Here is a 14,712-nt window from a genome sequence, read left to right on the forward strand (position 1 = left end):
CGAAACCGCCAGCCTTCGCACGGTCGATCATCTCGGAGTAAATCTCTGGGGTTGCAATGGGCATGGTGACTCCTATGGTGGGCTTCGTCGAAGCAAATGGTTTGTGGGCGGATCAGCCCGTGGGGTTCGAGGCAGGACGTAGGTTTACATACTTGCGGCGGCGAACATCAGGGACATCGTCAAGGCAGCCCCCGCCTCATAGGAACGCTCAAGAATGACGGGAAGCGGCCGGGACGCCCGCCTTAGGCGAGGCACTCTTCCAGTCCGAAGACCGGCCGCGATACGCCGTACAGGCAGCAGCCATATGAGGACGGCGAGTGCGAAAAGGACGGCGAGAAATTGCGCGGCGGGCTGCATCCACAGCGCGCTGACCGCGGGCCCTGATGCGACAGCCGAACTCAGCGCATGACCGGCATGTGAACCACTCGCGGCGTGATTGACAGCAACGGTTGACGTTTCCTGGAGAGCCGCTGAATGGGGAAGGAGCAGCATGAAGACCATCGCTGCAAGCATGGCGGCATGATAGAAACAGCCGATACGCCCGGAACGGGTGTGGCACAGCAGTGAGAACTCGGCCCGGGATACCGCCTGCAGCAAGAACCAAAAAGAGGCAACGCCGAACAGCAGCAGCTGCGGTAGAAGTGGCAGGTCGACGCCGTGCCACACCATGCCCAGCATCCCCAAGGCCATGAGCGCGTGAATACCGTAGTTCCATCGGGGTAACCAGGTGCGGCCCCGCATTGCCTTGGTGAGGCAAAAGATGGTGCCGGCAGCAAGAAACAGACTGACAGGGATGTTGAGGAAAGGTGCCAGCACGGGGATCTCCTTCGGAAAGGACGGGTTGGTACGGAGCGGGGTTCTGAGCAGGGGTTCTGAACAGGGTTCTGAGCAGGGGTGATCCGGGCGCGGCCGGCATGAACAAGAAGCTTGCCTGCCGGCCACGCTTTGGACCTGCTGGAGGCTGGTGCCGTTAGCGGGAATCGGCAACCAGGATTGCGGCATCATCTTCTGCCAGGTCGGCTGAGGCACCAGGAGTGACGCCATTCTTTTTATGGCGCCGCAACTCATGCTGGGTATACAGCCAAATGGGCAGATACAGGGCCAACACAATGAACGCGACCCACGTTGGGGTCCAACCGATTTCCAAGCTGTTGACGTAGACCACGCCGATCACGCACAGCGGAACGTTGAACAGGCCAAAGATCAGGCCCATGATTTTCCAGTTCTTGGGTGCCTTGAAGGGCCTCTCCAAGCCTGCGTATGCAGGACCATTGGCTTTCACGTAGGCGAAGAGGCTGATGCCGTGGGCCACTGTGTAACCAATTGCCGAGGCTCCGAGGATCGCGGCAGCGCTGTTCATGGAAATAAATGCCAGGTTGAAGGCTGCACCAACCAGCATGGCAACCCAAGGAGTTCCCCTGCTGTTGGTACGGCCAAGAATCTTGGGAAGATTACCCTCTACCGACATGGAGTGCATGGCACGGGTGGAGCCCAAAAAGGCGGTTTGGATGATCAGGATCATTGCGGCGATCAGCATGATGATGGTGACTATGGTGCCGGCCCGGCCGAAAACAGCTTGGGCAACGGGGATGAGGGGCGATACCCGCTCCGCGATCACACCATCAACACCCAGGACACCGATCACGCCCGCTTGGAGCATGACATACAAGAACAGGCAGATGATGCCGCACGCCAACAAGGCTTTGGGGACATCCTTGGACGGATTCTTATATTCCGGCCCGTAGATGGCTGCAGTTTCCCAAGCGCAGGCACTCCAGTGTGCGATCCCGAAGATGCCGAAGAGGATCAGGATATGGTGCCCGTCCCACGCCCAGTCCGTCGGCCACCAGTTGCCGGTGATGTTGATCATCTCAACGTGGCCCGTTGCAAACGGTGCCACCGCCAGGACTACCAAGGGGATCAGGGAAATAGCGGCCAGTACGTAGCTGAGGATTGCGCCATCCTTGAGACCGAACCAGCTCACGGCGAACAACGCCGCGAAGATCACCACACCAGCGATCAAAGCGAGCTGATATTCGCTGAACACGTTGCCCAGCGCCGGAAACAGCCCATGCAGGTAATTGCCTACCTGGATCGAAAAGATCGCCATGATGGGACTCCAGCCAAACCAGTAGCTCCAAGCAGTGAAGCCGCCGATCAGCTTGCCCTTGTCATACTTGCCCTTGTAGTTTTTGGTGCGAAATACGTGCTGTGCAAATCCTGGCAGACCAGAGACCTTGGGAAAGGTGGTGGCCATTTCTGCATAGGCGGCATTCTGGATGAAGCCCTGAACCACGGATAATCCCCAGATAAGGATTGCTGCAGCAGAAAGATACATCGGTATATAGCCCAGGGACGGCAAAATAAGCAAGGGAACACCCAAGGCGATGGCCATTCCCTGTTTCCAGTTAATGGACCGTTTCAGATGATCGGCTTCATCCACATTATTTTGGCTCATGGCAATCTTCCTTTGACAACGTTGTCGGATACGTAGTGACGCCGGCAGATGGCCGGCGCATGGGACGGATCCCCCGCACGCCCTTCGGAGCACGCATGTAAGTACGGGGAAATTCCCGTTTGAAGATGGAAAATCAAGGCCACACATGGGGCGATTGCCCGGTGCACGTGGGTGGGATTGCCCGGTGCGCTGCTGTGCGAAGGCGTGCGCTGCCAGGCGAAAGTGTTCGCTGAGCCGAACGGGGCACAGATGACTGCCGTGCCCCTTGAGGTGCCACGGAGCTGGGCTGGGAATGCCGGGCTGGGAGCGTGCTGGCCGGAAAACGGTACTAGGTAAATAGGGGGGTGAGGACCCGGAGACTGGCAAGGCGGCCCTGCCTGCCTCGGCAGCCTCCGGGGTCTCGGTGAAACGTAGAGCAGTCCTGCTTATTGGTTGGTGGTGTGGCAGCAGGTGTCGTCGTTGGTGGTGGTGGTTGGTGTGGTTCCGGTGGGGAGGTTGAGGGTGGGGTTTTGGTTGAAGAAGCCGTGGGGTTCGAGCATGAAGCCGATGTTTTGGCGTGGCATGACGGGCCAGTCTTCGAGTCGGACGACGTGGTGCATGCCGAAGGTGTACCAGATGACGAGGTCTTGGTCCACGATGTTCCGGTTTTGTTGGGTCCAGATGTGGAGGCCGTCGTCGGCTCCGGTTGCTTGGTTGGGGTATTCGCCGGCGGCGAAGCGTTCGGTGCGGTTGTAGGCGGTGACCCAGAGGTTGTTCCGGGCGAATTGGGCGCGTTTGGAGACGTAGGATTCATCTCCTGCGGCGAGTTGGATGCCGTTGGTGGGGATCAGCCGGTACGCGACGGGTTCGTTGACGAGGTTTGTTTTGTCGCGGTTGGCGATTTTCCAGAAGCGGTGTTTCGCGGAGTCGGTTTTGCGGATGGCCTGTTGTTCGGTTTCCAGGAGCCGGTCCACGGCTTTGAACGCGGTGTGGGTGGGGTTGTGCTCGGGGTATTCCATGTCCACTTCGTAGACGGCGTTGTTGGGTCCGTCCAGTTCGAAGTCCATGCGGACGTTGAACATGTGTTGGTGGATGGGTGCGTAGAGGCCATCGTTGTTCAGGTTCTGGCCGTAGGGGTTGTTTTCCCCGGGGTTCTGCCCGGCGGTGGAGAGGATGCCGGTGGCTTTGACGAGGAACTCGATGGAGCCGTCAAGGAACAGGTGCCAGTAGAAGGCGTATTCGTAGTTCGCGACCGTGGCGATGAAGGAGATGACCAGTTTCCGGGACCGGCGGGTTTCGGCGGTGCCTTCGCGGAAGTCGAAGTGCTTCCACAGGATCGAGTCGTCTTCTTCGTGCATGCAGATCGCGTTCTCGATGGTCCAGGGGTTGCCGTGGGAGTCCACGCTGTTACCGTCGAAGTACTTGATCTCGCCCAGGCAGTCACAGCCCAGGGTCAGGGAGTTGGCCATGTTGCCGATGTTGTACTCACCGGAATCGAACGCGTTTTTCTTGGCCTGGACCGGTGCGGTGTCACCGTAAGGGACCACCATTTCCGAGAGGGAGGCCCGGTTGATGACCGGCCGGTCCACGCCCTGGTCACGGAACTTGAGCTGGTGCAGGACCAGGCCTTCACGCGGGGTGAACCCTACCCGGAAGGACCAGTCAGCCCACCGGACGTGGTTACCGGTGACCGTGAACGAAGCCCCTTCGGGCTGGGTGATGTTGATCGGTTTCAAGTCCGTGCGGGCTTCCCCGACGTACTTGGGCAGGTAATTACCCCGGGCCGGGGGCACCGGGATCGCCTGGTCATCTTCAAGCCGGACAACCTTACCGGCCGAAAGGTCATAGAAGACGATGAAGTTCTCGATCGGGTGCGCGTACGGGCTGTCATCGGCCTCGTCACGAACGAACACCAACGCCCGCATCAACCGCCGGCCCTGGGCGTCCTCACCGAAATACCCCACCGACCACGGCTCGAAACACACCAGGTCCAGGTCCGTCAGGCCACGCTTGGCCAACGCCGCGATCACCTCGGGATCTTTCCGGCACGCTTCCTCGCACTCAGCGAACTCATCCGGCATGAACGGCGGCTGAACACCAGCAGCCAACTGCACCCACCGCTCCACCGTGCCCGCTTCAAGATCAACCACAGCCTCGAACGAACGCCCCACAGCACGATCAACCAGCACCGCGTCAGCCTCACGAGCCACCCGCACACCATTGCGCAGATCCTCCTTGGCCGGCTCACGCAACTCAACACTGATAAAACGGAACGACTCCGCCGCCGCAGGACCCTCCTTCAAAACAGCCACAACACGGGAAATCTCCTCCCGCGACAACGGATCCAACGGATGCGAAACACCCAAGTGGGCGTGGGTTTCTGTAGTGAGAGTCATGATTTTCTCCTTGGTTGTCCAATGCTGCAGGGCATGTCAGCCATTACGTTCCGTGGCCGCGCTCTTGAAGAGCGTCCTGCTGTGTAAAGACGGTGCTGATGGTTACCCCGGACGACCCTGTAGAGCCGTGATGCCGGTCACTTTCACTCCGTCTGCTTAGAAACCTACGGCATCCAATTCCTTCAGGCGAGACTTCTTTGAACAATGGCGTGAGAACTTCCAGACCCTGATTTCTCAAGGCAGTTAACATGTTGGAAACATTTGAATCTGGATTTTTTGATCCTCAATGTGGGCCGGCGATGCTAATGTTTGGCATCTTGGATGGATGACTTGCGATAGGCGGGTGAGGTTGCCCGGCGGAGGGAAACATGGTGTCTGATGTCTGCCCGCGGTGACCGTTACATCACCGCAAAATCTCCGGTGGAGGGCCTGCGGCGGCGGAGACTTTCGTTCTTACCGGTCTTTGCACAAGCAGTTGCCAACGTGGCACCCGCTGGCGCCATGTCAGTCATTCCGGCCCTGATCTTCCCCGGTCTTGTCTTTGGAACGTCCGGTCCCAACCTCCTGATGACTTTCGGCGCAGCCATGGCGGTCATCGTCCTTGTTTCCTTCTGCTTGAGACCAATGGCCCAGCGCATGGCGGCAGTCAGCGGCCTCTATAGCTACACAGCCAAGGGACTGGGGCCGAGGACCGCCATTTCCGCAGGCTGGTCGGCCATCTTCGGGTACGCCCTGGTGGCCATGGCCAGCTTGCTGGCGGTTGGCACCTATGGCGTTGAGTTGTTCATCAACCTTGGTCTGCAGCTGGCAGATTCGAGGGGCCTCACCGCCCTGGTAATCCTCGTGGCAGCAGCCGGCGCCTGCCTCCTCATGGTCCGGGGAATCCGGCTGTCCGCGTGGTCCACCTTGCTGATGGAATCCATTTCCATTGCGATTCTCACGGTGGTTCTCATCGTCTACTTCGCGTTCAATGCCTCGAGCGTGAATCTCGATGGTGTGTTTGCCTGGCACGGAAATTTTGATTCCCTGTGGATCGGCATCGTGGTTGCCGTCAGTGCCTTTGTGGGGTTCGAAAGTCCCACCACCCTGGGCGGAGAGGCCCGCAGGCCTTTCGTCAGCATCCCGCGGGCCATCACGTGGACACCCATCCTGGCAGGCGTCTTGTATCTCATTGCCGCGACCGCCCAAGACGTAGCCCTGGACGAAGCTTCGCCGAGCATCATTGCCAGCTCCACTCCGTTATCCAACCTGATTTCCAGCACGTCCCCCATGGTGGCGGCAGTCCTTGACTTCGGGATTGCGGCATCGTGGTTCGCGTGCGCGATCGCCTCCGTGAACGCTTTGTCGCGGATACTTTTCTGCATGGGCCGGGAAGGCGTGGCCCTGCGGGCAGTTGGTCGAACCCACCCCGCGTTTCGCACTCCCTCCACCGCAATCATGATGGTTATGCCTGTCATCGCTGCTGTTCCCATCGCGGCGATTCTCTTCGGAGTCAGTCCTGGACTGGCCCTGACAAACCTGTTCACGCTGGGAGCCTATGGCTACCTGGGCTCGTATATTCTGGCCAGCGCTTCCTTGCCGTTCTTCCTGCGCCGAATCGGAGAAAACACCACAGCCAGCTGGATCCTGGGTTCTGCTACCCCGCTGATCCTCGCGTTTGTGCTCTGGGCCGCTGCCACGGTTTCGGTTCAGGCGGGCAACCTGCAGAGCTTCATTTATGGGGCCGTGTTCTTGGCCAGCGTCCTCTACGCCACGTTCCTGCACTACCGGAGGCCCGGGCGGCTGGCATCCATCGGCATCTATGACGAGACCCGGGATTCGGACCTGTTTCATGACAGGTGGACCCCGTGAACTACAGGCCGTCATACGCAGGAACCGGCCCCGCGGCCACCTCCCTGAGGATCTTGGAGGTGGTGGCACGGTTCGGTACCGGGACGACGGCGAAGGAAATCACCGAAGCGCTCCAGATACCCCAGGCAACCGCCTACCGGGCTCTTAATGCGCTGGTCGCAGACGAGTATCTTGCCCGCACGTCCAACCTCCGTGGCTTCGCGCTGGGACATGCCATCACAGGTTTGATCACAGCTGCTGCTCCTCCTGCCGTTTCAACAGCAGCCCGCAATGTGATGGAGCGGTTCCGGAGCGGTAACCGTTTCGCAGTGCACCTCATCATGTACCGGAATGCTTCTTTGAGAATCGCCGATGAAGACCCGGACTATCCCCTCCACGCAGCCTTCGAAATGCTGCGGTACCCACACGCCTCGGCAGCAGGGAAACTCATGCTTGCAGAACTTGGCGACTCGTCCGGATCTGTCCCGATGCGTCCGCTGAGCAAGTTGACTGAGTACACCATCACGGACAGAAGTCAGCTGGAGGCGGTTCTCGCGGAGGTCAGGGCCACCAAGCAGGCTTCCGATGTCAATGAGCTGGAAGAAGGTTCCGCCAGCCTGGCGTTCCCCATCACAATGCCGGATGGCAACCTCGGCGCAGCCCTCTGCCTGTTCGGTCCCTCAGCACGGTTTCCCACGATCTGCGAACAGCAGGAAGCAGCCCGCGAGCTGACAATGCGGATGGCACCTCTGCTGTTTTGACCGAGAGTCCTGAGCACACAACTGCGCCGTCGCCCCTCAGGACGACGGCGCAGTTGGCCATGAGTGTTGCTTGAAACCCCGGAGCTAGTCGGAGAGGACTCCGGTGGTTTCGTAGCTGGCGATCTTGGCGATCCTGCGCTCATGGCGTTCAGCGTTGGTGAACGGCTCGGCCAGGAAGGCTTTGATGAGCTCGGTGGCCTCCTCCACAGTGTGCTGACGTCCGCCGACGGCCACCACGTTTGCGTCGTTGTGTTGGCGCGCCAGTACTGCCGTGTCCAGGTTCCACGCCAGGGCGGCACGGACACCCGTGACCTTGTTTGCGGCGATTTGCTCGCCGTTGCCCGAGCCACCCAGCACAATTCCCAAAGCGTCCACGCCTGCGGCTTGGTCATTGACGACGGCGGTGGCGGCCTTGATGCAGAAGGCCGGGTAGTCGTCTTCCGGGTCATAGGAGGAGGGCCCGTGATCCACCATCTCGTAGCCCCTCGCCGCCAGCTCGGTGATGAGGTGTGAACTGAGTTCCATGCCTGCATGGTCTGTTGCGATGTGAACGCGCATGTGGGTGGTCCTTTAGGCTTTCTGGAGTTCGTCGTCGATGGTCCGCCCTGCGAAGGCTAGTTGCCCGTTGGTCCGCAAGGACTCAATGGCCTCGGCAGGCGATGGCTTGCCGTAGACGGCGGAGCCGGCCACGAAGACGTTGGCCCCGGCTTCTGCCGCCCGGAAGATTGTTTCCTCGGTGATTCCGCCGTCAACCTGGATTGCGACGTTCACTCCGGAGCCCTCAACTGCTTGGCGGGCGCGCCGGATCTTGGGCAGTACGACGTCCAGGAAGGCTTGGCCTCCAAACCCCGGCTCCACTGTCATGAGCAACAGCATGTCCAACTCCGGCAGCATGTCCAAGTACGGCTCCACCGGCGTGGCCGGGCGCAAGGCCATGCCGGCTTTCGAGCCCCGCGCACGGAGTTCACGGGCGAGCTTGATGGGTGCCATGGCCGCCTCCACATGGAAGGTCACCGAGTCCAGGCCGGCGTCGGCATACAGCGGGGCCCAACGATCGGCGTCGGCAATCATCAGGTGCGCATCCAGCGGTACCGGGCTGACCTTCTGCAGCCGCTCCACCACCGGCAACCCAAGGGTCAGGTTCGGCACGAAGTGGTTATCCATGACATCGACGTGCACGGCATCCGCATTGCTGATGCGCGCCAGCTCTTTTTCGAGGTTGGCGAAGTCGGCGGAGAGAATGCTGGGGTTGATACAGCATGTCAGAGGTGAAGTGGACATGATGCCTGCCTTTCAGTAACGGTCAGAGCTTGCAGTTGAGGGCGTGGAGGACGTCCGGGATTCAGGCGGCCTAGCGCGCAGCGGCGAGGGCGCCTTCGACGTCGGCCAGGAGTTCCTTCCAGCTGGCAACGAACTTCTCCAGTCCTTCGGACTCAAGGACCGAGACCACCAAAGCGTAGGAGATGCCTTGGGCCTTAAGGGCATTCAGGACCTGGTGGGCTTCGTCGTAGGTGCCGGTGATGGTGTCGCCAGTGACTACTCCGTGATCGAACGTGGCATCCAGCGTCTTTTCCGGCATGGTGTTCACCAGGCCGGGGGCTGCGAGCCCGGTGACGTAGAGGGTGTCCGGAAGTGCAGGGTCTTTCACGCCGGTTGATGCCCACAAGGGACGCTGCGGGCGAGCTCCGGCGGCGGCCAGGACGGACCAGCGCTCAGTGGAGAACAGCTCTTCGTAGACCTGGTAGGCCAGGCGTGCGTTCGCTACGCCGGCCTTTCCCTTGAGAGCCTTGGCATCAGCGGTGCCGATGGAGTCAAGGCGCTTGTCGATCTCAGTATCCACGCGTGAGACGAAGAACGAGGCCACGGAGTGGATCGTGGAGAGATCGTGGCCGTTGTCCTTGGCCAGTTTCAGTCCAGTCTGGAAGGCGTTGATAACAGCCCGGTAGCGTTCCAGAGAGAAGATCAGCGTCACGTTCACGCTGATGCCCTCGGCCAAGGTTGCCGTGATGGCGGCCAGGCCTTCCAAGGTTGCCGGAATCTTGATGTGAACGTTGTCCTTGTCAACCTTCTTGTAGAGACGCTTCGCCTCGGCGATGGTTCCCTCCGTGTCCCAAGCCAGGCGGGGGTCCACCTCGATGGAGACGCGACCGTCCACACCATTCGTGGCGGCGGCGATCGGTGCGAAGAGATCGCAGGCATCAGCCACGTCCGCGGTGGTGATTTCAAAGATCGTCTCTTCAACGCCGGCACCGGCCGCCGCGAGCTCCGCGATCTTTGCCTCGTAGTCCTTGCCTGAGGTGATGGCCGCTTGGAAGATGGACGGGTTGGTGGTGACACCAACAACGTTCTTTTCGTCGATGAGCTTCTGCAGGCTTCCGCTGGAAAGCCGTTCGCGGGAAAGGTCATCCAACCAGATGGAAACGCCTGCGGCGGAGAGCTGTGCGGTGGGTGTTGCGTTGGTCATGGCTAATGTTCCTTCGAAAATTGAGGGATGCGGCGGCGGGTGTTGTGGGACGCCTCAAGGGTGTCCCACAACACCCGCCGCACTGCAGTTTTGGAGGTGTTAGCTGCTTGCAGCAGCCAGGGATTCCATGGCAGCTGCGGTCACGGCTTCGGTGGTGATGCCGAATTCGTTGAACAGGCGCTTGTAGTCGGCCGAGGCGCCGAAGTGTTCCAGGGAGATGGAACGGCCGGCATCGCCAACAAATTCACGCCAGCCCAGCGCCAGGCCTGCTTCAACCGAGACACGGGCCTTCACCGAAGCAGGGAGTACGGCCTCGCGGTAGGCCTCGTCCTGCTTGTTGAACCACTCAACACACGGCATGGACACAACGCGGGCTGCGATGCCTTCACCCTGGAGGGCTTCGCGGGCCTGCACTGCGAGCTGGACCTCGGAACCGGTGCCGATCAGGATGACCTGCGCGTCAACGGTTTTGCCGTTCTTGGAGGCTTCGGCCAGCACGTAACCGCCCTTGGCCACACCGGCAGGTGAGGCAAAGACGTCTCCGGAAGCTGCGCCCTCGCCGCGGGCGAAAGTGGGAACGTTCTGGCGGGTCAGGACAATGCCGGCAGGATTCTCGTGGTTCTCCAGGATGGTCTTCCACGCGATACCAACTTCATTCGCGTCACCGGGACGGACAACGTCCAGGCCCGGAATGGCGCGGAGCGAGGCGAGCTGCTCCACCGGCTGGTGGGTGGGGCCATCTTCGCCCAGGCCGATGGAGTCGTGGGACCACACGTAGATGGACGGGACACCCATCAGCGCGCCCAGACGAATTGCGGGCTTCTGGTAGTCGCTGAAGATCAGGAACGTACCGGAGAACGCACGGGTGCGGCCATGAAGGGAAATGCCGTTCACGATGGATGCCGCGGCGTGCTCACGGATACCGAAGTGCAGCACCCGGCCGTACGGGTTGCCCTTCCAGGCATCCGTGGAACGCGACGCCGGAATGAACGACGGCGAACCTTCAATGGTGGTGTTGTTGGACTCGGCAAGGTCGGCCGAACCGCCCCACAGTTCCGGCAGGACCGGACCGATCGCATTCAGGACCTTGCCCGACGCCGCACGGGTGGAAACGTCCTTGCCGGCTTCGAACACGGGAAGAAGGGAGTGAAGGTCCGCAGGAAGCTGCCTGGCTTCAATGCGCTCCAGTAGGGCAGCACCCTCCGGGTTGGCGGACTGCCAGGCGCTGAATGCTTCGTCCCACTGCCCTCGGGCCACCGCACCGCGGTCCAGGACCTTACGGGCGTGAGCCAGAACCTCCTCGTCAACGTCGAAGGACTTGGCCGGATCGAAACCGAGCACAGTCTTCACCGCCGCAACTTCCTCGGCGCCCAGTGCGGAGCCGTGGATCTTGCCGGTGTTCTGCTTCTTCGGTGCCGGGTAGCCAATGATGGTGCGCAGCGAAATGATGGACGGCTTTGAGGTCTCTGCCTTGGCTTCGAGCAGGGCTGCGTAGAGCTCCTGCAGGTCCTCGACGTAGTTGCCTGTCTTGGTCCAGTCCACGCGCTGGGTGTGCCAGCCGTACGCTTGATAGCGCTTGAGGACGTCTTCGGTGAAAGCGATGTCGGTGTCGTCTTCGATGGAGATGTGGTTCTCGTCGTAGACCACCACGAGGTTGCCCAGTTCCTGGTGGCCGGCAAGCGAGGACGCCTCAGAGGTGACGCCTTCCTGGATGTCGCCGTCGGAAGCGATCACCCAGATGGTGTGGTCGAACGGCGACTCGCCGGCGGGAGCATCGGCGTCGAACAGACCGCGTTGGCGGCGCTGCGAGTAGGCGAACCCCACCGAAGATGCGAGCCCCTGGCCCAGCGGACCGGTGGTGATTTCCACACCCGCCGTGTGCTTGTATTCGGGGTGGCCGGGGGTCAAAGCACCCCAGGTACGCAAAGCTTCAAGGTCCTTCAGTTCCAGCCCGTATCCGGACAGGAACAGCTGGATGTAAAGGGTCAGCGAGGAGTGGCCCGGGGAGAGAATGAAGCGGTCACGGCCGATCCATTCGGGATCACGGGGGTCGTGGCGCATCAGCTTCTGGAACAGCAGGTACGCTGCGGGGGCGAGGCTCATGGCAGTGCCGGGGTGGCCGTTGCCCACCTTCTCCACGGCGTCGGCGGCCAACACGCGAGCGGTGTCGACGGCACGCTGGTCCTCGACCGTCCAGTCGAGTATTGCGGGTGCAGTATCTGCGTTGCTGAAGGTCAGCGCCGCACTTGCTGTCGGATTCACGAGTTATCCCCTTTGATATGGTGGTCGGCCGCAGTGGCCGCATCCATGCTTTGTGGTTGATTCCCATGCTCCCGAAATAAACAGTCCGGCGAAACACTGTTTTCTGACAGTTTTTGACTACACTTTAGGACAGGGAATTCACCCGGTAGGTTTCGCATCGTCGCGCAACCACACTCATGAGCCCAGCAAGGAAGCTGCTATGTCCCCTTCAGACCACCCTTGGCCGCTGTTGCGTTCCGTGGCAGCACTGGCCGACGCCCCCTTGTCCCAAATCGCTGAAAGGCTGCGTGACGCCACGCTCCCCTCACTCGGGAGCAGCGCACTGGTGATCTTCACCGAAGACTGCACGGGGCGGCCGCAGAAGAAGGCGGGCTCGGAAGACATCATTTCCAAGGTGTCCATCGCCGAACTGGACACGCTCCGTGCCGCCCTCCCGGACGACGGCCCCTGGTTTGGTGACGCTGAGCTTGCGGGACAGTCCCGGCAGGCGATGGCACTCAAGCATGCCGCCACCAATGCACTCTTGGTGATTACCGACCCCGTTCCCGCCCATCCTGGAGAAGCAGGGCTGGAGCTGGTGACCTATCTCTGGAACATCACCGCCCGGCGGATCCAGGAGAAAGTGGCGGACGCGCCGCCGTCGTACTTGTTGGAATCCCGTGCGGCATCAGCCGAACGCATCCGCGTGACGGCCGAACTGACCGATCTGCACTCCACCACTCTGGAAACCCTCCTGGCTGCCCTGCGCTCATCCTCCATGGACGACGCCACGGCGCGCACCACGGTCACAGACCTCGCCGCCAGGGCACTGGTGGGCCTCCGCACGCACAGCGACCGCACCACAGATTTGGTGAAAGAACCGGTGGCCAAAGCCTTCGAACGCCTGCGCGAGGACCTGCGCCCGCTCACGAGCTTCAGCGGCATCGAAGTCCAGTTCATCGAACCTCCCCTGAACGGCAGGGCCCTCCCCGGAGAAGTTGCGCACGCAGCACGGGCAATCGTCCGCGGGCTGGTGTTGGTCATGATGGAACAGCCGGATGTCACCAGGATCCGGACGCACTGGGACTGCGACGGCGAAAACCTGTTGATCAACGTCCGTGACGACGGCGGCGGCGCGCTCACCACCGAAGATCCGAGCATCAGCCGTTTGGACCGCAGGGTCCAAGCACTCACCGGACAGCTCCGAATGGACGTCATGTCCGGCTGGGGTGCGGATGTCTTCGTCTCGCTTCCCTTGGACCTTCCGGCACGTCCGGCCGGCGATGTCGCGGGATGGAACCTCGCTGCCCGCGAACTCGAAGTGCTGCAGCATCTGGCCACCGGACACCGGAACCGCACCATAGCGTCGTCGATGGGCATCAGCGAGAACACGGTCAAGTTCCATGTCCGGAACCTTTTCAAGAAGCTCGACGTCGGCTCCCGGACCGAGGCGATCGCGCTGGCCCACAGCCACGGCCTGCGGCAGTCGTAGCGTACTGGCAGCCGCAAACTACTCGAAGGAATGGGTGCGGAGGTAGTAATACAGGTAGCGATCAGGGCTTAGCGCGCCTCGGCAAGACTGTCATCCACCTGGCTGAGTGCGGATACCAAGGCATCCACATCCACACCGCCACCACGGTGGAGGCCCTCGTGCCGGACACGGGACATGTCGAAGCCGCGAACCGTTTCTCCGAAGACTTCGTCGGGGTCGAGCCGGCGAAGCTCTTCGGCGAGGCAGTCCTTGAGGCTTCTGCGGGCGAGGGTAATGCGCTGGGCTGGTTGTCCTGGTTGGGTCAGTTCGGCCACTGTATGGCCAGGCCTGGACAGCCGGATGGCACCGGCAGCAGTCATGAGCCGGACCCCGCGGATGCCAGTACCTGGCGGGTCAGCCACTATGGTCACAGGCGCCTGCAGCGATCGGCCCAGCCAGCTTGCCAGCAAGAGGGTGCTGGGGGAATCGGAAGCACCTTCCACAGTGATCCCGGTAATCGTGGCCGGATCCACATGATCCATTGCAGCGGCGAGTTGCATGCGCCAGTTGGTCAGGCGGGTCCAGGCGAGGTCGGTGTCGCCGGCTTTGTAGGTGGCGCGGATGTTCTCCAACGCCAGGCGCGGGTCCGGTTCGTTCGCCGAGTCGGTGATGCGGCGGTGCGCGATCCGGCCGATGGAGGTTTCGCAGGCGCTTTCCGGGGCGCCGTGCGGCCACCACGCCACGATCGGTGCGTCCGGCAGGAGCAGGGCCGCTACCAGGGATTCGCTTTCGTGGGCCATGTGCCCGTGACCGCGCAACACGATGACTTCCGAAGCGCCGGCGTCCCCACCCACCCGGATCTGGGCATCCAGGCGGTCCGGTCCTTCAACACCGGCGTCGGCCAGGACAATGATCCGGCAGGGGTGTTCCCGGCTGGCTTCATTGGCGGCCTCGATGGCTTCTTCTTCCTGCCCGGACTTCGTCACCACCACCAAGGTCAACACACGACCCAGGGCGATCACACCGCCTTGCTCGCGCAGGGACATGATCTTCTTGGAAATCTTGGAGGTAGTGGTATCGGGAAGATCTACAATCATGGCCTTCTCCAGGTT

General features: G+C 61.4%; 11 protein-coding genes. 3 read left to right on the forward strand and 8 right to left on the reverse strand.

The window, feature by feature from the left end; genetic code table 11:
* Positions 1 to 144 precede the first annotated feature (144 nt).
* The 3 genes from CQ020_RS23520 to CQ020_RS23530 all read right to left on the reverse strand — a co-directional run bounded on the left by CQ020_RS23520 (position 145) and on the right by CQ020_RS23530 (position 4,833).
* Entirely contained in the window at positions 145 to 816 is a 672-nt protein-coding gene (locus tag CQ020_RS23520; RefSeq protein ID WP_105694257.1) for a DUF5134 domain-containing protein, read from the reverse strand.
* Positions 817 to 970: 154 nt separating this feature from the next.
* A complete protein-coding gene (locus CQ020_RS23525) occupies positions 971 to 2,458 on the reverse strand; it encodes an APC family permease (RefSeq protein ID WP_105694258.1) in 1,488 nt (495 codons plus the stop codon).
* 425 nt (positions 2,459 to 2,883) lie between these two features.
* Entirely contained in the window at positions 2,884 to 4,833 is a 1,950-nt protein-coding gene (locus CQ020_RS23530) for a primary-amine oxidase (RefSeq protein ID WP_105694259.1), read from the reverse strand.
* 378 nt (positions 4,834 to 5,211) lie between these two features.
* Here CQ020_RS23530 and CQ020_RS23535 point away from each other — a divergent pair, with 378 nt between their 5' ends.
* Together CQ020_RS23535 and CQ020_RS23540 are read left to right on the forward strand one after the other, a co-directional pair.
* Positions 5,212 to 6,684 carry an APC family permease gene (locus CQ020_RS23535; protein ID WP_105694260.1) on the forward strand — a complete coding sequence of 491 codons (1,473 nt, stop codon included), beginning with the start codon at positions 5,212 to 5,214 and terminating at the stop codon, positions 6,682 to 6,684.
* The gene (locus tag CQ020_RS23540; RefSeq protein ID WP_105694265.1) at positions 6,681 to 7,424 is read left to right on the forward strand and encodes an IclR family transcriptional regulator; all 744 of its coding nucleotides are present in this window, start codon (positions 6,681 to 6,683) and stop codon (positions 7,422 to 7,424) included. The genes CQ020_RS23535 and CQ020_RS23540 overlap by 4 nt, the downstream gene beginning before the upstream one ends.
* Positions 7,425 to 7,508: 84 nt before the next feature.
* Here the strand turns inward: CQ020_RS23540 and CQ020_RS23545 are convergent, their stop codons facing one another.
* The 4 genes from CQ020_RS23545 to tkt all read right to left on the reverse strand — a co-directional run bounded on the left by CQ020_RS23545 (position 7,509) and on the right by tkt (position 12,150).
* Entirely contained in the window at positions 7,509 to 7,982 is a 474-nt protein-coding gene (locus tag CQ020_RS23545; protein WP_105694261.1) for a ribose-5-phosphate isomerase, read from the reverse strand.
* A 12-nt stretch (positions 7,983 to 7,994) separates the two neighbouring features.
* A complete protein-coding gene (rpe, locus tag CQ020_RS23550) occupies positions 7,995 to 8,705 on the reverse strand; it encodes a ribulose-phosphate 3-epimerase (protein WP_105694262.1) in 711 nt (236 codons plus the stop codon).
* A 70-nt stretch (positions 8,706 to 8,775) separates the two neighbouring features.
* The gene (tal, locus tag CQ020_RS23555; RefSeq protein WP_105694263.1) at positions 8,776 to 9,888 is read right to left on the reverse strand and encodes a transaldolase; all 1,113 of its coding nucleotides are present in this window, start codon (positions 9,886 to 9,888) and stop codon (positions 8,776 to 8,778) included.
* Between the two features lie 99 nt (positions 9,889 to 9,987).
* Complete coding sequence (tkt, locus tag CQ020_RS23560) at positions 9,988 to 12,150, reverse strand: transketolase (RefSeq protein ID WP_374955211.1); 2,163 nt, start codon at positions 12,148 to 12,150, stop codon at positions 9,988 to 9,990.
* A 199-nt stretch (positions 12,151 to 12,349) separates the two neighbouring features.
* Here tkt and CQ020_RS23565 point away from each other — a divergent pair, with 199 nt between their 5' ends.
* Positions 12,350 to 13,621, forward strand: coding sequence for a response regulator transcription factor (locus tag CQ020_RS23565; protein WP_105694264.1), 1,272 nt, complete (start codon positions 12,350 to 12,352; stop codon positions 13,619 to 13,621).
* 68 nt (positions 13,622 to 13,689) lie between these two features.
* On the opposite strand, the gene CQ020_RS23570 is transcribed toward CQ020_RS23565, so the two are convergent.
* Positions 13,690 to 14,697 (reverse strand): glucose-6-phosphate dehydrogenase assembly protein OpcA, encoded by a 1,008-nt coding sequence (locus tag CQ020_RS23570; protein WP_258142179.1) that lies wholly within the window; start codon positions 14,695 to 14,697, stop codon positions 13,690 to 13,692.
* Positions 14,698 to 14,712 lie beyond the last annotated feature (15 nt).

It is taken from the genome of Arthrobacter sp. MYb23, assembly GCF_002979775.1.
Lineage (GTDB): Bacteria > Actinomycetota > Actinomycetes > Actinomycetales > Micrococcaceae > Arthrobacter.